18 protein-coding genes and 1 riboswitch are annotated in these 18,085 nt (G+C 39.1%); of the genes, 16 read left to right on the top strand and 2 right to left on the bottom strand.

Features of this window, described 5'->3' with window-relative positions; translation table 11 throughout:
- The 8 genes from HMPREF9703_RS06955 to HMPREF9703_RS06920 all read left to right on the top strand — a co-directional run.
- The coding region (locus tag HMPREF9703_RS06955) for a GA module-containing protein (protein WP_004636650.1) at nt 1-1,136 on the top strand (1,136 nt) is incomplete at its 5' end.
- Nucleotides 1,137-1,359: 223 nt separating this feature from the next.
- Nucleotides 1,360-1,797, top strand: coding sequence for a PTS sugar transporter subunit IIA (locus tag HMPREF9703_RS06950; protein WP_004636649.1), 438 nt, complete (start codon nt 1,360-1,362; stop codon nt 1,795-1,797).
- On the top strand, nt 1,797-2,078 hold the full coding sequence (yajC, locus tag HMPREF9703_RS06945) for a preprotein translocase subunit YajC (RefSeq protein ID WP_004636648.1): 282 nt from the start codon (nt 1,797-1,799) through the stop codon (nt 2,076-2,078). The genes HMPREF9703_RS06950 and yajC overlap by 1 nt, the downstream gene beginning before the upstream one ends.
- Nucleotides 2,079-2,095: 17 nt before the next feature.
- On the top strand, nt 2,096-2,575 hold the full coding sequence (agaB, locus tag HMPREF9703_RS06940; protein ID WP_004636647.1) for a PTS galactosamine transporter subunit IIB: 480 nt from the start codon (nt 2,096-2,098) through the stop codon (nt 2,573-2,575).
- Between the two features lie 22 nt (nt 2,576-2,597).
- Nucleotides 2,598-3,416, top strand: coding sequence for a PTS mannose/fructose/sorbose/N-acetylgalactosamine transporter subunit IIC (locus HMPREF9703_RS06935; RefSeq protein WP_004636646.1), 819 nt, complete (start codon nt 2,598-2,600; stop codon nt 3,414-3,416).
- Nucleotides 3,406-4,419 (top strand): PTS system mannose/fructose/sorbose family transporter subunit IID, encoded by a 1,014-nt coding sequence (locus HMPREF9703_RS06930; RefSeq protein ID WP_004636645.1) that lies wholly within the window; start codon nt 3,406-3,408, stop codon nt 4,417-4,419. Before HMPREF9703_RS06935 ends, HMPREF9703_RS06930 begins: the two co-directional genes overlap by 11 nt.
- Nucleotides 4,420-4,687: 268 nt before the next feature.
- Nucleotides 4,688-6,151 (top strand): N-acetylglucosamine-specific PTS transporter subunit IIBC, encoded by a 1,464-nt coding sequence (gene nagE / locus HMPREF9703_RS06925; RefSeq protein ID WP_004636644.1) that lies wholly within the window; start codon nt 4,688-4,690, stop codon nt 6,149-6,151.
- A 164-nt stretch (nt 6,152-6,315) separates the two neighbouring features.
- Entirely contained in the window at nt 6,316-6,870 is a 555-nt protein-coding gene (locus tag HMPREF9703_RS06920) for a folate family ECF transporter S component (RefSeq protein ID WP_256998283.1), read from the top strand.
- 47 nt (nt 6,871-6,917) lie between these two features.
- Here the strand turns inward: HMPREF9703_RS06920 and HMPREF9703_RS06915 are convergent, their stop codons facing one another.
- On the bottom strand, nt 6,918-7,424 hold the full coding sequence (locus HMPREF9703_RS06915; RefSeq protein WP_004636642.1) for a hypothetical protein: 507 nt from the start codon (nt 7,422-7,424) through the stop codon (nt 6,918-6,920).
- A gap of 77 nt (nt 7,425-7,501) precedes the next feature.
- The gene (locus tag HMPREF9703_RS06910; RefSeq protein ID WP_004636641.1) at nt 7,502-8,218 is read right to left on the bottom strand and encodes a hypothetical protein; all 717 of its coding nucleotides are present in this window, start codon (nt 8,216-8,218) and stop codon (nt 7,502-7,504) included.
- Between the two features lie 129 nt (nt 8,219-8,347).
- Nucleotides 8,348-8,432, top strand: a riboswitch (SMK box riboswitch).
- Here HMPREF9703_RS06910 and metK point away from each other — a divergent pair.
- The 8 genes from metK (at nt 8,430) to rny (ending at nt 18,080) form a co-directional block, all read left to right on the top strand.
- Entirely contained in the window at nt 8,430-9,626 is a 1,197-nt protein-coding gene (metK, locus tag HMPREF9703_RS06905) for a methionine adenosyltransferase (protein WP_004636640.1), read from the top strand. Its footprint overlaps the riboswitch before it by 3 nt.
- A gap of 103 nt (nt 9,627-9,729) precedes the next feature.
- Nucleotides 9,730-10,974, top strand: a complete 1,245-nt coding sequence (gene yfmF / locus HMPREF9703_RS06900) for an EF-P 5-aminopentanol modification-associated protein YfmF (protein WP_004636639.1) — start codon at nt 9,730-9,732, stop codon at nt 10,972-10,974.
- Between the two features lie 3 nt (nt 10,975-10,977).
- Nucleotides 10,978-12,270 carry an EF-P 5-aminopentanol modification-associated protein YfmH gene (gene yfmH, locus HMPREF9703_RS06895; RefSeq protein ID WP_004636638.1) on the top strand — a complete coding sequence of 431 codons (1,293 nt, stop codon included), beginning with the start codon at nt 10,978-10,980 and terminating at the stop codon, nt 12,268-12,270.
- A 37-nt stretch (nt 12,271-12,307) separates the two neighbouring features.
- Nucleotides 12,308-13,150: a helix-turn-helix domain-containing protein gene (locus tag HMPREF9703_RS08630; protein ID WP_004636637.1), complete on the top strand. Its 843-nt coding sequence runs from the start codon at nt 12,308-12,310 to the stop codon at nt 13,148-13,150.
- A 9-nt stretch (nt 13,151-13,159) separates the two neighbouring features.
- Nucleotides 13,160-13,738 (top strand): CDP-diacylglycerol--glycerol-3-phosphate 3-phosphatidyltransferase, encoded by a 579-nt coding sequence (gene pgsA / locus HMPREF9703_RS06885; RefSeq protein WP_040377011.1) that lies wholly within the window; start codon nt 13,160-13,162, stop codon nt 13,736-13,738.
- A gap of 93 nt (nt 13,739-13,831) precedes the next feature.
- Nucleotides 13,832-15,013, top strand: coding sequence for a CinA family nicotinamide mononucleotide deamidase-related protein (locus tag HMPREF9703_RS06880; RefSeq protein WP_004636635.1), 1,182 nt, complete (start codon nt 13,832-13,834; stop codon nt 15,011-15,013).
- Between the two features lie 80 nt (nt 15,014-15,093).
- Entirely contained in the window at nt 15,094-16,203 is a 1,110-nt protein-coding gene (gene recA / locus HMPREF9703_RS06875; protein WP_004636634.1) for a recombinase RecA, read from the top strand.
- Between the two features lie 314 nt (nt 16,204-16,517).
- On the top strand, nt 16,518-18,080 hold the full coding sequence (rny, locus tag HMPREF9703_RS06870; protein WP_004636633.1) for a ribonuclease Y: 1,563 nt from the start codon (nt 16,518-16,520) through the stop codon (nt 18,078-18,080).
- The last annotated feature ends 5 nt before the right edge of the window (nt 18,081-18,085 follow it).

Raw genomic sequence — 18,085 nt, 5'->3', positions numbered from 1 at the left:
CAAGTGAAGTCGCAGAATTGAACGCCTTGAATGACGCAGTAACTAAGGCGAAAAATGAAGCGAACACAGCGGTCAACGCATTGCCAGACGGTGCAGCAAATGGTGAAGATACAAAAGCAAGCTTACAAGATGAGCTTGGAGGTATCAACCTAGTTGACGTACCAGCAGTAACCGATGAAAACAGCAATGGTATTGCGGATGACGCCGAGTGGGAAAATGGACAAGGACTGATCAACGAGAAACCAGAATTCCCAGCTGAAGAGTTAGAACGATTACTTCAAGTAGAACGGGATAAAGCGGCTGATTACATCGCAGGCTTGCAGAACTTAGACGCTTCAAAAGTGAAAGAGTTCCAAGTAGCGATCCAGAAAGCTCAAACCGTTCCAGCAATTGAAGAGATTGTTCAAGCAGCTGAAAAATTAAATGCGAAATCAGCTCAATCTACACCTGACTCAGGTAATGGTGCAGGTACAACTCAGCCAGAAAAACCAGAATTCGAAGGTGGCGTGAATGGGCAAGGACTAATTAATGAAAAATCTACATTCCCAGCTGAAGAGTTAGAACGATTACTTCAAGTAGAACGCGATAAAGCGACTGATTACATCGCAAGCTTACCGAACTTAGACATTTCGAAAGTGAATGAGTTCAAAGCAGCGATTCAAAACGCTCAAACAGTTCCAGTGATTGAAGCGATTATTCAAGCAGCTGAAGCATTGAATACTGAGTTAGGACGAGGAAAAGTTGGTGGTGAGCAAGAACAACCAGCTGAATCAGAAGCTCCAACTCAGTCAGGTCAGGCCGAATCAGAACGTCCGGCAGATACTGATCACTTGCAAAATGCAAAAACACAAGCTGAAGCTACAATAAATAGCTTGTTGCACTTAACACGAGGTCAGAAAGATCAATTCATTACTAGCGTTTATGCTGCAACGACGGTGGGTCAAATTCACCAAATTGTAGAAGAAGCTCGCTATATGAACGGTCAACAAGCCATTCAAGAATCAATCAAACAAGCAAAATCTGGTGAACGTCTGCCAGAAACAGCAACGGGTTCTTGGTTACTTGGTTTATCAGGTATTTCAAGTTTACTTGTAGGCCTTGGATTAAAGAAAAAATGCGAAGATGATGACAAATAAATTAGTTCATCTCTTTGAACCCAGATGACAACATCTGGCGGCACGCTTTGGCGTGCCGGTACATATAAACTGATAAAGAACACTCTCTTGGTAGCAGTTACCGAGAGAGTATTTTTTTTATCGGAAAATAAATGATTAATCTTGACATCATTTAGAAAACGTTTTATAATTAAAGTGGTTATAACATCTTAAAATACTATTAGTATTATGAAGGAGGGATAATATGTTAGGAATTTTAGTAACTGGTCATGGAAAATTTTCTGAAGGATTACTTCATTCACTTGAAATGATTGCAGGAAAGAAAGACAATGTAAAAAATGTTGTATTTGAGGAAAATATGAACTTGGAAGTCTATACAAAAACGATCAATCAATCCATAAAATATTTTCAAGAGACTTATGATGGGGTAGTTGTGTTAACTGATTTAAAGGGTGGAACACCATTTAATGTTAGTCTTATGGAGAGTCAATCTTTAAGTCATGTTGAAGTTTTAGCGGGAGCAAATTTACCTATGCTTATTGAAGGGACGATGAAATCTGAATTTTATGATTCAGCAGAAAAATTAGCAAAAGAGTTAGTCATTACAGGAAAAACAGGTGTAGAAAGAGGAGTAATTGACTCTAAAGATGATGAAACTGTAATAGAAGAGGATGGAATTTAGTGAATATATTGTCACAAATATTTATAACATCAATAGTTGTAATTGTTTTTGTTATTGTAAGTTTATTTATCTATTACCTTTTTACACGAAAGCAATACAAGAACCAAAAGGAACATTTCCAACAGTTACACCAAAACTTGGCTACAGGGCAGAAAGTAGAATTTTCAAATGGGTTAGTTGGAGTAATTGATAAAGTGGATACAGAATATTGTGATATTAAGATAAAATCTGGAGCAGTTATAACAGTATCACGATATGCCATATCTAAAATTGTTAAATAGAAATCGGAGGAAGTATTATGCCAAATATTGTATTAACTAGAATTGATAATCGTTTAATTCACGGTCAAGTTGCTACTCAATGGACAAGTTCAATTAATGCTAACTTACTATTAGTAGCTAATGATGAGGTTGCTCAAAATAAAACCCGTCAACGTTTAATGGACATGGCTGCACCTACATCAGCTGAAACACGTTATTTTTCATTGCAAAAAACAATTGACATTATTCATAAAGCAGCTGATCGTCAAAAAATATTTATTATTTGTGAAACCCCCCAAGATGTTCTAACTTTGATAGAAGGAGGAGTGCCTATTGATAAAGTAAATATTGGTAATATGCATATGTCGGATGGAAAACGTCAAGCAGTTGGTTCAGTTGCAGTTGATGATAATGATGTCGAAACATTTAGAAAAATACAAGAACATGATGTGCTATTAGAAATTCAGCGAGTGCCGTCAGAGAAAAAAGAATCATTAGATAAATTATTTAACTCATAATCCTTAGAAGGGAGAAAATAAAATGGCTGATATTAGTTTTATTCAAATATTATTAGTGTTCATAGTGACATTTATTGCTGCAATTGATCAATTCAACTTTTTAGAATCACTTTACCAACCTATTGTGACAGGTCCTGTTATTGGATGGATTTTGGGAGATGTACAGACGGGGCTTATTGTTGGAGGAACTTATCAATTAATTACAATCGGAAATATGCCAGTTGGAGGGGCTCAACCACCAAATGCTGTTATGGGTGGTATTATGGCTACTGTGCTTGCTATTTCTCTTGGACTGGGGCCTAATGAGGCAGTAGGAGCGGCTATTCCATTTGCTTTATTAGGACAATATGGAATTACGTTACTATTTACAGGAATGTCTCCAATGATGACTAAAGCAGATAGTTATGCACAAGAGGCAAATACAAAAGGTATTGATCGTTTGAACTATACAGCAATGGGTATTTTAGGCTTAATTTTTGGTCTGATTGTAACTGTATTCTTTGTTGGAGGAGCATCATTTGGTCAACAATTACTTGATCTTATTCCTGCGTGGATAATGACTGGTCTGGAAGCATCCGGTGGAATGATGCGATTTGTCGGTTTTGCCATCCTACTTAAGGTAATGATTTCTCGTCCACTATGGGGATTCTACTTTATGGGATTTGCCTTAGCAATTATCGTTAATACGGTCGGTGATCTAGGAAGTTCAGCACTATTAATTCTATCATTTATCGGATTTGCTTTAGCATTCTGGGATTACCAATTACAGACTAAAATTAGAACTAGTGCAACATCAGTTAGTGATCTAGGCGACGGAGAGGATGAGCAAGATGGTATTTAATATTCCGAATAATTATAAAGATCAACAACCAGCTGATACTTTAGATAAGAAAACACTTAATAAAATGGTATGGCGTTCATTAAACTTACAAGGTTCATTTAACTATGAGCGTATGCAAGCTGCTGGATGGTTATACGGTATTATTCCTGGGTTGAAGAAGATCCACAAAAATGATGATGACTTAGCGGCATCAATGTCGCATAATATGGAATTCTTTAATACGCACCCATTCTTAGTTACATTTGTAATGGGGATTATTTTATCACTTGAACAAAATAAAGTGGATATTCCAACAATTCGTGCTGTACGAGTAGCAGCGATGGGACCATTAGGTGGTATTGGAGATGCCCTATTCTGGTTTACGCTAGTTCCAATTACTGCTGGGATAACTTCTCAAATGGCTTTAGAAGGTAATATATTTGCTCCAATACTCTTCCTGTTAATTTTTAATATTTTCCAATTTGGAATAAGATTTTGGTTGATGCATTGGTCTTATAACTTGGGAACATCGGCAATTGATATGTTAACAGAAAATGCAAAAGAGTTTACACGAGCTGCATCAATATTAGGGGTTTTTATTGTCGGGGCACTCACTGTTATTTACGGTTCAACCAACGTAAGTAACTTCGAAATTCATAATGGACATACACAAGAACCTGTTGAAATAGTTGAAATGGTTTCAGAAAGTGACTTAGAAATGTATGAAAATATCATATATGAAAATGGGGAGCCAGCAACTGGTCAGGAAGATGCAACTGTTGAAGAGCTACCAAGTGGAGAATATCGTGTAACTTACTTCGATTATGTTGAACAAGAAGTAACTATTAATATCCAAGAAATATTAGATGGTATTTTGCCAGCAATGATTCCTTTGGCAATAACACTCCTCTTGTATTATCTCATGGCCTTCAAGGGTTGGACACCACTTAAGTGTATCTTATTAATTCTGGTTATTGGTTTAATTGGATCTGGGTTTGGCCTATTCCCACCAATTTGGGGATAATTAGTATAAATTTAGAATAAAAAAGCGCTGAATTCAGCGCTTTTTTGTATTGAAATGTTTAACTAGATTAGAATAGAAAGATATTCAAACATATTTTTTCAAATATGAAATAATATCGAACAAAACACTTGATATTTCTTCGTCAAACGATTACAATGGGCATAATGAATATTTTATGTAAGTGGGTTCTGGGTTGCCAGAATAGGAGAGGAGCGTTAGCCACTGGAGTTGTTAATTGGATATAATATTAAAAGGAGGATATCAGAATATGATGAAATATTTACAAAGATTGGGACGTTCGTTGATGCTTCCAATCGCCGTATTGCCAGCAGCAGCTTTGCTGATTGGATTAGGACGTATTTTAGAAAACATATGGGAAAACTCTGCATCAATTGCATCGATTTCTGGATTTTTAGTCTCGTCTGGTGATGCCATTCTGGGAAGTATGGGACTGCTGTTTGCTGTTGGTGTTGCTATTGGCTTGTCTATTGATAAAAGTGGAGCGGCTGGATTGGCTGGTTTAGTTGGTTGGTTAGTTCCAACAACTATTTTGAAGCCTGATGGAGTTGCTAATTTGCTACAAATTGAGGTTGATTCTGTTAATGTAGCTTTTAATAATGTAGGGACACAATTTTTAGGAATTATAGTTGGTATTTTAGCAGCAACTATTTATAATAGATTTAATAATAAAAAACTACCGGAAGCATTATCGTTTTTTAGTGGACGACGCTTGCCACCTATTTTAACTTCATTTGCAGCATCACTACTGTCTGTTGTGTGGTTATATGTCTGGCCACCACTATATGATATCTTAACCAGTTTTGGTGAATGGATGGTTGGTCTCGGAGCACTCGGGGCTGGATTATACGGGTTTTTTAACCGCTTACTTATACCTACCGGATTACATCATGCATTAAACTCAGTTTTCTGGTTTGATTTAGCAGGAATTGATGACATTAACAAGTTCTGGAGTGGAACAGGTGAATTGGGTGTCACTGGTATGTACCAAGCTGGATTCTTTCCAATTATGATGGTTGGATTACCAGCAGCAGCGCTTGCAATCTACACCATGGCTGATAAAAACAAAAAAGCTAAAGTTGGTTCATTAATGTTAGCTGCCGGGGTAGCTTCATTTGTTACTGGGGTAACTGAACCACTTGAATTTGCCTTCATGTTTATTGCACCAGCACTTTATGTTATTCATGCGTTACTTACGGGACTTTCATTATTTATTGCAGCAACATTTAGCTGGACGGCTGGATTTACATTTAGTGCAGGATTAATTGATTACGTTCTATCGTACACACTAGAGTTAGCTAATAAACCTTATATGTTACTGGTTCAAGGAATAGTCTTTGGTGTATTATACTACGTGTTATTCGTTGGTGCTATTAAAACTTTCAATTTAAAGACACCTGGACGTGGAGTTGAGGTAGATATGGATGCTGGAGATATTCAAAGTGCCATTAATAAAGATTCAACAGATGATGATAAATATCCAGAAATGGCAAAAATCATCTTAGACGGTCTTGGTGGAGCTGAAAACGTCGATACATTAAACTACTGTACATCTCGTTTGCGTATGGAATTGAAAGATACGGACAAAGTTGATGAAAATCGTATCCTTCAAGCAAATGTACCTGCTGTTCGTAAACAAGGTGGACCAAACGTTCACGTTATTGTAGGAACAGATGTTGAATTCGTTGCGAGAGAAATGGAAAAATTAATTTAAAAATAGTACGAACAAAAAAGCGTTGGACCTCCAACGCTTTTTGTGATTAACTGGAGCAATCCTTTTGTTAAGAAGATGTCTATAGTATAATGATTGAGAAGGATTGCGGTCGGGTGGGAGTTTTACCGTTAGTAACAATAAAAAATATTGAAGGAAGTGAGACTGTGTTAAATAATGGAGCAAATAGATTTGGGCAATTAGATCGGTTTTCGGCCAGGCACTTGTCAATAATGGCCATGCTGATGGCGATGCGGATTGCGATGTCTTTTATTCCCGCAGTGAAGATTGGCAATATCATTCAAATGGGTTTTGGCTTTATCGGAACTGGCATTGTGGCATCGATATTAGGTCCTTTTTATATGATAATATTTGCAATAGCATATGATTTGATTGATGTTTTTATTGTTAATCCTGGCTTTCCTTTTTTTCCAGGGTTCTTATTAAGTGCAATATTGGCTGGATTTATTTATGCACGTTTCTTTTGGCGTAAGGAACCAACATGGAAACGAGTGATTCTGGCAACGCTGATTGTGACCGTCTTTATCAATATTGGACTGAATACGATTTGGTTAAAGATTATGTATAAAGAAGCGTGGCGAGCACTTATTATTCCACGTCTAATTAAGAATGTGATTAGCTTCCCACTGAACTCAGTCGTTTTATATTTCGTCTTAAATACAGGGTCAATTAAGCGTGTCATTAACCAATATCAGTTCTAATGCAAATAAAAAGTGCTGGTGATCCAGCACTTTTTATTTGTTTAGTTTTAGATAGTTTCTTCCCACCGATAAATAATTACGCCATTTTCATCAATAACTTTGATGTGATAAGAGTCTGCGTATTGTTCAATCTTCTCTTCAGCTGACTTGCCCTTAAATAAATTAAAGAAGCTCATCCACAATCCAGCACTTGCTCTGAACGTATATTCGAGGTAGGTTCGTTCGCCTTCTGTAGTGAAGTGTTTTAAGAAGTCTTCTTTTTGGCGAGCATAGTCGACAGTTAAGTGAATATAGTTGGCTTTTTGCTTGAAGGAAGCTAGTAATTCATCATCATTTTGGACACTGATAGTGGCATGATCAGTCTGTTCTAGTTCAAGCAAGTCCAAGAAAAGCTGAGATTTTGGCGCATGTGTTTCACTAGCAAGCAGTGCCAAGACCTGATTGGGAATCTCAGCTGGTGGGAGCTGGTTAAGGTCAGCAGGATCATAATCCGTCCATTCAGCGATAAACGATGGGTTGATATCATACTTGTGACATAGTGCAGTTAATTGCATGATAATTCTTCCTTTTCTATTCTAACCTTATTATACCTTGAATCTGCTTTCAGTGCATCGGTCGAAAGTTGTAACTATTAATAAAACTGAATCATCAAGACTAACTGAATCATTGAAAAGAAGACGGTATATATACGAGCAGATTGGACTGTTTGCTTATTCAAGAGCCAGAGAGCAGTTGGCAAGCTGAGGAGCTGGATTAAACTTGTCCACCCTGCAAAGGACCAGCTTAGACTGATTGATAAAATATAAGAAGCAATAATGGATAAAAATAAAGGGGTTAAGTAGTCATCTTTCCAATGAATTAAGTGGGCAACAAGATGAGGCAAGAGATATGGGATCATGAGCCAGATTAAGTTGGTTGAGATGAAGTTTGTGGATAGATAAAACACAATAATATTCATCACAACAATTTTAAACCAGATAAGTAGTGTAATGCCAATAAATTTTAGTTGTAAGTTAGCAAATAACCGTTGACTCATACTGAGCAGCATAAATAAAATAAGGTTAAATACAATAGGCAGTGAGAAGTGGCGAGCGAAATATACTAACTCAGCAATTACGATAAGAAGTAAAAGAATGAGCGACAGGGGGATTTTTTTGGCGGTAAGATGTCGCAGGCGGTTTTCTAATAAGGCATTTGTCATGATAAATAAGAATAGTATGCTAGCAGGTTGCCAAGCGATAGGTGAAAAAGAATGGCTGTATATGATGCCTGGTAAAATATAGAATAATAAGGTCAGCAAAAAGAGGCCAATTCCTTTAGTTAATTTTAATGCGAGTTGTTTATTCAATCGAGTCACCTTCTTAAGTCAATTATTCGTGTTTATTCCATCATATCATATATGAGTGATGGGATATATTTCAATTATATGTCAGTTGCTTTAGGGATTGATTCAGCGGGGTTATTCACGGTATAATAAGGATGTTACATTGAATTCCCGATAGGACGATCTTGGTAGGTCGGATTCCTTGTAACCGAAAAAAACGTAGGGGGAATATAGGATGAAAGAGAGACGATTATTTACATCAGAATCGGTGTCAGAGGGGCACCCAGATAAGTTGGCGGATCAGATTAGTGATAGTATCTTAGATGCGATCTTAATGGATGATCCTGATGCGCGAGTAGCTTGTGAAGTTATGGTCAACACGGGGCTAGTCTTAGTTGGTGGTGAAATTCGAACGAGTACATATGTTGATGTCCAGCAAATTGTACGTGAGACGATTCGAGAAGTCGGTTATACACGAGCTAAATATGGTTTCGATGCGGATAATGTGGCCGTGCTAGTGACGATTGATGAACAGTCGCCGGATATTGCCGGTGGGGTGGATGCTTCGCTGGAATATAAGCATGCTGATATTGATCCATTCGATAAGATTGGGGCAGGAGATCAAGGCTTGATGTTTGGTTATGCAACCAATGATACGCCAGAATATATGCCACTTCCGATTGCACTCAGCCATAAGTTGACGCGTAAATTAGCTGAAGTGCGTAAGTCAGGTCAATTAGACTATTTACGTCCAGATGCGAAGGCGCAGGTGACAGTTGAATATGATGAGCAAGGGAAGGCGTCACGAATCGATACCGTTGTAGTGAGCACACAACATGCTCCGAATATTACAATGCAACAACTGGCTGCAGATGTTCAGGCGCAGGTGATTGATCAGGTACTTCCGAAAGAGTTGTTAGATGATCAGACCCGCTATTTAATTAATCCAACTGGTCGTTTCGTTATTGGTGGACCTAAAGGGGACGCAGGGTTAACTGGCCGGAAGATTATTGTCGACACATATGGTGGTTGGGCGCGTCATGGTGGCGGTGCTTTCAGTGGAAAAGATGCGACTAAAGTGGATCGTTCAGCAAGTTATGCTGCTCGCTATATTGCTAAGAATATTGTTGCGGCTGGTTTTGCTGATGAGGTAGAAGTACAATTGGCGTATGCCATTGGAGTAGCACAGCCTGTCTCTGTTAGCTTAGACACTTTTGGCACTGGGAAGGTAAGTACGCAAAAATTAGTTGAAGCTGTGCGTGAGATATTCGACTTACGCCCAGCTGGTATTATTGACATGCTAGGATTGAAGCAACCGATTTACAAACAAACCGCTGCATACGGGCACTTTGGTCGTGATGATTTGGATTTACCGTGGGAGCGATTAGATAAAGTTCAAGAACTGAAAGACTGGTTGCATGATGTGGAGTAATACAGTTGGGGCTACAAGCTATCGAGTAATTGGGAGTGAATGGCTTTATTTATCTCGCTATATATCATAAAATGGGACTAACAGCTTTTTAAGGAGTGAAAGAATGGTTGAATTAGCAAAAGGCGTCAACTTACATGTGTTTCCATCAACAAAGTTTAAAACAATTTCGATAAAAATGTATTTTAAAACAAAATTAACAGCTGATAATATAACAAAGCGTTCAATGATTGCTCGTTTATTGGAGACCAACAGTGAAGAGTTTCCCACACAGACGGCTTTCCAGAAGGCATTGTCAGCATTATACGGAGCGAGTTTTTCAGCGGATGTATCACGCGCTGGCCAATTGCATCAAGTGGTGTTAACGTTGAATATTGTTAATGATAAGTATCTATCTGTGGATAATGTGACGACGAATGCAATGATGTTCTTGAAGTCAATCTTGCGCCGGCCCAATGCACAACATGGACAGTTCCACCCTGAAACATTCCAACGTGAAGTGACCAATTTGCGGGAAGATTTGGAGTCGCTGTCGGATGATAAGCAGTCTTATGCGTATCAGCAATTGAAGGAGTTATATTTCGACGATTCAGCTCAAGGGATGTCCATTGAAGGGTCACTTGAGGCTTTGGATAATTTAAGCAATGAAGACGTGTTGCGTAGTTTTGCATCGATGTTAAGCTCAGATGAGATTGATATTTTTGTACTAGGTGATATTACGGAGCGCAAGGTGATTAACTTGTGTAATGACTTTGATTTCCAGGATCGTGAGCCGATTGTTGGAGAGGTCTTCTACCATAATGAAAATGATGAGTTGCGACGCGAAGAGGAAGTACAAGCGATTAGTCAGGCGAAGTTGAACATGGCCTATGATACGGGTGTGTATTACCAGACAGATGATTATATTGCTGGGCAAGTCTTCAATGGTTTATTTGGAGGATTTCCGCACTCGAAGTTGTTCATGAATGTACGTGAAAAGGAAAGTTTAGCTTATTATGCGTCGAGTCAGATGGATAACTTCCGTGGCGTGATGTATGTGCGAGCGGGGATTGATCAGGCACAGACGGATCATGTGATTGATCTTATTAATGAGCAGCTTGAAGCAATTGCAGCTGGGAATTTCAATGAAGAAGCCGTTGTTCAGACTAAAGAGATGATTAAAAATGGACTGCGCCAATCAGATGATAATCCAAGTACGATTATTAAGCGTGAGCATGCATTGAACTTAGTGGGCCAAGATTTAACCTTGGCAGATTGGCTAGCAAAGGTGGATGCAGTTGAAGCAAAAGATATCCAGCGTATTGCTCGTCAAGTGCAATTGCGTAGTATTTACGTCTTGAAGGGAGAATAAGCGATGCAGACGAAAGAATATCCACAGTTGAATGAGACACTTTATACAGAAACATTAGAAAATGGCTTGCAAGTTGTATTACTGCCGAAACCGGACTTCAACAAGACGTATGCATTGTTCGGCACCGACTTCGGGTCAATTGATCAGCACTTTACACCGATTGGAAAGAGTGAGCCGGTTAATTTTCCAGATGGGATTGCGCACTTCTTAGAACATAAAATGTTTGAGAAAGAAGACGGTGATGTTTTTCATGAATTTTCAAAATATGGGGCGGCCGCCAATGCATTTACGTCTTTTACGCGTACGGCTTATCTCTTCTCAACTACTCATTTTGTTGAAGAAAATCTAAAGACGTTACTGGATTTCGTGCAGGCACCTTACTTCACGGAGGAGACGGTGGAGAAGGAAAAAGGGATTATTGCCCAAGAGATTGGGATGTATGAAGATGAGGCGAGTTTCCAATTGATGATGGGAATCTTGAAGAATCTTTATCCAGATCATCCGGTGCATATCGATATATTAGGGACGGTTGAGAGTATTAATCAAATTACGGCAGATATGCTGTATGACAATTATAATACCTTCTATCATCCAAGCAATATGACCTTATTAGTGGTTGGGCAGATTGAACCAGAAGAGACAATGGCGTTAATCCGAGCCAACCAAGAAGCGAAGGATTTCCCAGAGGCACCGACACCGAACCGAATTTTTCCGGAAGAGAATCTAGATGAAATAACGGCAGAAGAGACCATTCATATGCCAATTCAAAAACCTAAAGTATCATTAGGTATTCGTGGGTTGCGAACTAACTTGACTGGTGAGGATGCCTTGCGTTATGAGATCGCTATGAGTCTTTATATGGAGATGTTGCTAGGTCCAACATCAGAAGCGTATTTATCATTGTATGATGAGGGAATTATTGATGATAGTTATTCGACTGAATTTTTATTCGAGCGGACTTTCAATACGGTAAATGTTGCAACAGATACGAAGCAACCGGAAGAGTTTAAGAAACGAATGAAAGCTATTCTGCTAGAGCACCAAGCGTCGGCTGATATTAACCCAGAACATTTTGAGTTAATTAAGCGCAAGACCATTGGAAAGGTCTTACAAGCATTAAACTCGCTAGAATACATTGCCTATCAGTTTATGAGTAAATCTTATGGTGAAGCAACGGTATTTGATTTTGTACCGTTCTTAGAAGAGATGACGTTAGAAGAAACAATTGAAGTGGCGAATGATTATATTCGAGAAGAGTTATTGTCTGTCTTTACTATTCTACCGGAAGAGTCGTAAATGAGAGTGAAATATATAAGAGTAGAGGAGGAGTCAGATGTTTGATATTGGTCAGAAATTGAAGGATGCCCGCATTCGTAAAGGGTACTCTATTACCGATATTTCCAAACAGACAAAAATTCAAGAGCGCTATTTGATTGCAATTGAAGAAGGAAATTTGGATATATTACCGGATGCGTTCTATGCGCGAACATTTATTAAGCAATATGCGGAGATGGTCGATTTCGATAGTGCTCAAATTGTGCAGGAATTCGATGAAAAGACTGACGAGCAAGAGCCAAAACCGAAACAAAAGAGAACAATAACGCATAAAAGTATTAAGGATAGTAGCAGTGGAACATGGGCGACGATTAAGGAGAGTTTACCACTTATTTTGCTCAGTTGCTTTATTCTGGCAATTGTTGTAGTTGTCTACGTGGCGGGACGAAACTTGTCGCGTGAAGCAGAAGAGGCCTATATTCAAAATAAACAAGAAGAGACGCGTTATATTGAAGATGCAGTCATAGAGGATGTAGCCGAAGAAGAGGCAACCAATTATCCACAAACCATTGAATTAGCTGATGAAGAGGGAACTGCGATCGTTTATACTGTGGCAGGTGAGCATCCAGAACCACAAAGATTAGTTATTAATGTCGTGGGAGAAGAGGCTTACGCGGTGATTTATGTCGATGGTCAACCGCAAGAATTGGATCCTGGTGAATCATTGGAGGCAGAATTCTCAAATGATGTGTCTGAAGTGACAGTAGAGGTTGGTGGTAGTGAGAAGACTACTGTAAGATTGAATGAGCAAACAGTGACATTACCCGATGAATTGGTCGCTTATGAAGGGTTTGTTCTAACGTTACAATTCGAACACGAAGCAGATAGAGGAGTGGAGTAAATAATGGAGATGAATTTACCGAACAAATTAACACTCTTTCGTATCGGATTGATTCCTGTCTTCATGGTAGTTGCGTTAATGCCTTATCAGTTAGGTATGTGGCACGTGTTAGAGTCTGCAATTAATCTGAATTTACTCATGGCGATGGTTATTTTTGCAGTGGCTAGTGTGACGGATTTTCTGGATGGACATATTGCACGGAAATATGACTTGTCGACAAATTTCGGGAAGTTTGCGGATCCATTAGCAGACAAAATGTTAGTGATGACAGCTCTTATTGTCTTAGTAGAGTTAGGGTTAGCTCCTTCATGGGTAGTGGCTATTATTGTTTGCCGTGAGCTAGCGGTAACGGGTTTACGCCTGATTTTAATTGAACAAGGCGGGGAAGTCTTAGCGGCAGCTTGGCCAGGAAAAATCAAAACAGTTACGCAGATGTTTGCGATTATCTTTTTACTCGTAGACAATGTGCCATTTAATTTGATTGGTATTCCTGTAGCCAGTTTATTGCTCTATACGTGTTTGTTTTTTACTATTTATTCTGGCGTGAATTACTTCTGGAATGCTCGTCATATATTTACAAAACAATAAAGAAAATGAAGAGTAGTATGATGCTACTCTTTTCATATGGGAAAAAACGAATTTAGAAAAGTATGGCGTATTTATATAATAGGAGGTTAGCTAGTGAAGGCAGAAATTATTGCAATTGGAACCGAATTACTACTAGGTCAAGTGACGAATTCGAATGCAGCCTATATCGCCAGAGAATTAGCTGCGAGTGGGATAGATTGTTATTTTCATACGGTAGTAGGTGATAATCCTGAACGATTACGCCAAGCGATAGCTATTGCGACATCACGAGCGGATTTATTAATTTTTTCGGGTGGATTAGGACCGACCAAGGATGATATTACAAAAGAAATTATTGCGGATTACCTCGATGTCCCATTAGTGGATGATGCCGAGAGCCAAGCACATATTCGGACTTATTATGAGCGAAAAGGCCAACCGATGCCAGAGAGTAATAAAAGACAATCTCAAATACTGCAGGGGGCGACGCTTCTGCCGAATGAGAATGGTATGGCACCGGGAAGTTTGTTAGAACACGACGGAACGTATTATGCCATGGTTCCAGGAGTTCCGCGCGAGATGGAAGCAATGGTTACTAATCAACTCATACCATCATTGCTTCAAGTAACGACAGATCACGAGTGCTTAGAATCAAAAATTTTGCGTTTCTTTCATATCACGGAATCACAGATGGCTAAAGAAATTGACGATATTATCGAAAAACAAACCAATCCAACTGTAGCGATTTATGTCGATGGTTATGAAGTGACTGTTCGCTTGTCAGCAAAAGCATCATCAACAGATAAAGCCCGTGACTTAATTCATGAGACGGAAGTAGCCATTATGGAGCAAGTAGGCGACTATTTTTATGCCAGTGGTTCGCAAGGAATGGTGGCAACTGCGGTAAGATTATTGGAAAAAGTAGATCAATCCATAAGTATTGCTGAATATGGCTTAGGTGGGGTGGTGACGTCTAGTTTCTTCAATCATCTCATTGATAAATCGCAATTGACCACTGCTATTATCGAACCGGTTATTGATAGTGAAGTTGACAAAGCAAGAGCCTGTTCGATTGCGCAACAACTCAAAATAAATAGTCAATCTGATATGAGTCTGGCGTGTGTAGCGACTTCACCAGACGCATCAAAAGGTGGCTTTCCTCCGAAAATATATGTAGGCCTGGTTGATGAGAATCAGCATTTTTCTTGGGAAATTGATCTTAGTTATCGGCGTGAGGTTACGGCTGAAATTATTCAACTGCATGTTGCTAACTGTTTAAGAGAAGCATTAATTTGAACAAATGTTCGGTTTAGGGTTGTAAAAAGAAGCCAAACATATTATAATGATAGAGAAGAGGATTACGAGGAGGAATAGGAATGGTATCAGAGGAACGTCAGAAAGCGCTAGATAAAGCATTGAAAAATATTGAGAAGAATTTCGGTAAAGGATCCATTATGAAAATGGGTGAGAAAGTCGATACGGAGGTGCGTTCAGTTCCAAGTGGGTCATTGGCACTAGATGTTGCACTGGGTATTGGTGGCTATCCACGGGGGCGTATTATTGAAGTATATGGACCAGAAAGTTCTGGTAAGACCACTGTAGCGCTACATGCAATTGCAGCTGTACAAGAAGAAGGTGGGGTAGCGGCCTTTATCGATGCTGAGCACGCCTTGGATCCGAAATATGCTCGAGCACTTGGTGTCGATGTGGATGAATTATTACTTTCACAGCCAGATACTGGAGAGCAAGCATTAGAAATTACAGATGCATTAGTAGCTAGTGGGGCGATTGATATTATTGTTGTTGACTCAGTTGCGGCACTTGTTCCACGTGCTGAGATTGATGGTGAGATGGGGGATGCCCATGTAGGATTGCAAGCGCGTCTGATGTCACAAGCATTGCGTAAGCTATCTGGTTCAATTAATAAAACAAAGACAATTTGTATGTTCATCAACCAGATTCGCGAAAAAATTGGTGTTATGTTCGGAAATCCTGAGACAACACCAGGTGGGCGCGCTTTGAAATTTTACTCATCAGTTCGTTTAGAAGTTCGTCGAGCTGAAAAAATTAAATCAGGTTCTGATCTAACCGGTAACCGAACTAAAATTAAAATTGTCAAAAATAAGGTAGCCCCACCATTTAAAACAGCAATGGTTGATATTATGTATGGACAAGGTATCTCGCAAGTTGGTGAGCTCGTCGATATGGGAGCTGATGCTGATGTGATTACTAAAGCAGGTGCATGGTATTCTTATGGGGAAGAACGTCTTGGTCAAGGACGTGAGAATGCAAAAGAGTTCTTAGAAGAAAACCTTGAAATCAGAAAAGAGATTGATCGTAAGGTACGGTTAGCTTATGGCGTAATTGATGAAGAAGAGTTTGAGCGACTGCAACAATTGGCAGCAGAGAGAGCAGAACAAGCTTCAGAACTCGAAGTAGATGAAGAAATTGAAGAGACGGAAGACAATACGTCAGCTGATGAATAACTTTATTTAAATAGACCGCTTTAAGATGGCTGAGATTGACGAGTTAAGTTAATTATTACAACAGTGGCAAGTAGCTCCTATTTGTTAAGGAGTTATTTGTCACTTATTCTGTTTAGAAAAAAGATTACTTTATATTTTATCAGTGGGTGAACAGCTTATGTTTGACATTTAGTACGTAGAGCTTTAAAATTAGAATGTCTGTTGACTCTGTGATATGTAAGATTTGACAGATAATATGATAATTCCCTGCAAATGATTTGCAGCCGAATACAGACAAAGTTACAAAAAATAAATAATGATACGGAGGTGATTAAGTGGGTTTACTAACTGCAATCTTCTTCGCTATCGTTACTTTAATCATTGGGCTAGTTGCCGGGATATATTTTGGTAATTCGTCCCAAGTGAAAAAACAAGAAGACGCTAGACAAACAGCAACTTTGATTGTGGAAGATGCTAATAAAGAAGCAGAAACCTTGAAGAAAGAAGCGTTGTTGGAGGCAAAAGAAGAGATTCATGCCTACCGATCTGAAGTTGAAGAAGATATAAAAGAAAGACGCTCGGAACTGTCAAGACAAGAGAACCGATTAGATCAAAAAGAAGACAACTTAGATACTAAATCACTCAATCTTGATAAGAAAGAAAATGCCCTTCATGAGCGTGAAAACAAATTAACTGAAGAAAAAGCAGAAATTGATTCACTTAAGGAAGAAGTTGAAGAATTAGTATCGAAACAGGAAGAAACTCTGCATGAAATTGCAGCGTTATCTCCCGAACAAGCAAGAAAAGAAGTTCTCGATCAGACAGAACAAGAGTTGACTCGAGAATTGGCTATAATGGTCAAGCAATACGAGGATAAGATGAAGAATGAAGCGGACCGCCGTGCGAAATCTATTCTAACAGAAGCCATTCAGCGGTGTGCAGCCGATCAAGTATCAGAGACAACTGTTAGTGTGATTGACTTACCGAACGATGATATGAAAGGTCGTATTATCGGACGGGATGGACGTAATATTCGCACAATCGAAAGTCTTACGGGGATGGATCTTATTATTGATGATACCCCAGAAGCAGTTGTTTTAAGTGGTTATGATCCAATTCGTCGCGAAATTGCAAAAATGGCCTTGGAGAAATTAATCTCAGATGGTCGTATTCATCCAGGACGTATTGAAGAAGCGGTTGAAAAATCGCGCAAAGAAATGGATGAACGTATTCGTGAAATTGGAGAAGAAGCGATGTTCGAGTTAGGTATTCATTCCATCCACCCAGATTTAATTAAGATTATTGGCCGATTGAATTTCCGTACAAGTTATGGACAGAATGTTTTAAATCATTCAATTGAAGTCGCTAAATTAGCTGGGTTGATGGCAGCTGAGTTAGGTGAAGATGTGACCTTAGCGAAGCGTGCGGGCTTACTTCACGATCTAGGGAAAGCGCTAGATGCTGATGTAGAAGGCTCTCATGTTGAAATTGGAGCGCAAGTCGCGATGAAATACCAAGAGCCAGATGTTGTGGTAAACACAATAGCTTCACACCATGGGGATATAGAAGCTAGTTCCGTGATTGCGGGTCTAGTAGAAGCAGCTGACTCAATCTCAGCGGCTCGACCAGGTGCTAGAAGTGAGTCGCTCGATAGTTACTTGAAGCGCCTTGAAAACTTAGAGAGTATTTCGAATCAGTTCGATGGAGTTAAAGAAAGTTATGCGATTCAAGCAGGTCGTGAGTTACGAATCTTAGTGAAGCCTGATGAAGTTGGCGACAGCGAAGCAGCTAGCTTAGCTCGCAATGTACGTAAGAGAATAGAAAGTACAATGGATTATCCAGGACATATTAAAGTAACGGTTATACGCGAAACAAGATCAATTGATTACGCAAAATAAATAAT

This window comes from Dolosigranulum pigrum ATCC 51524 (genome assembly GCF_000245815.1).
Classification (GTDB): domain Bacteria; phylum Bacillota; class Bacilli; order Lactobacillales; family Carnobacteriaceae_A; genus Dolosigranulum; species Dolosigranulum pigrum.
Note: the sequence above shows the minus strand (reverse complement) of the source record. Positions and strands in the feature narration are given on the sequence as shown.

What these genes read in the sequence shown, in the direction of transcription:
- HMPREF9703_RS08630 (WP_004636637.1), top strand. Translation starts at nt 12,308, where the DNA reads ATGTTTGATATTGGTCAGAAATTGAAGGATGCCCGCATTCGTAAAGGG.
- agaB (WP_004636647.1), top strand. Translation starts at nt 2,096, where the DNA reads ATGCCAAATATTGTATTAACTAGAATTGATAATCGTTTAATTCACGGT.
- pgsA (WP_040377011.1), top strand. Translation starts at nt 13,160, where the DNA reads ATGAATTTACCGAACAAATTAACACTCTTTCGTATCGGATTGATTCCT.
- yfmF (WP_004636639.1), top strand. Translation starts at nt 9,730, where the DNA reads ATGGTTGAATTAGCAAAAGGCGTCAACTTACATGTGTTTCCATCAACA.
- HMPREF9703_RS06930 (WP_004636645.1), top strand. Translation starts at nt 3,406, where the DNA reads ATGGTATTTAATATTCCGAATAATTATAAAGATCAACAACCAGCTGAT.
- HMPREF9703_RS06950 (WP_004636649.1), top strand. Translation starts at nt 1,360, where the DNA reads ATGTTAGGAATTTTAGTAACTGGTCATGGAAAATTTTCTGAAGGATTA.
- metK (WP_004636640.1), top strand. Translation starts at nt 8,430, where the DNA reads ATGAAAGAGAGACGATTATTTACATCAGAATCGGTGTCAGAGGGGCAC.
- HMPREF9703_RS06935 (WP_004636646.1), top strand. Translation starts at nt 2,598, where the DNA reads ATGGCTGATATTAGTTTTATTCAAATATTATTAGTGTTCATAGTGACA.
- recA (WP_004636634.1), top strand. Translation starts at nt 15,094, where the DNA reads ATGGTATCAGAGGAACGTCAGAAAGCGCTAGATAAAGCATTGAAAAAT.
- nagE (WP_004636644.1), top strand. Translation starts at nt 4,688, where the DNA reads ATGATGAAATATTTACAAAGATTGGGACGTTCGTTGATGCTTCCAATC.
- HMPREF9703_RS06915 (WP_004636642.1), bottom strand. Translation starts at nt 7,424, where the DNA reads ATGCAATTAACTGCACTATGTCACAAGTATGATATCAACCCATCGTTT.
- yfmH (WP_004636638.1), top strand. Translation starts at nt 10,978, where the DNA reads ATGCAGACGAAAGAATATCCACAGTTGAATGAGACACTTTATACAGAA.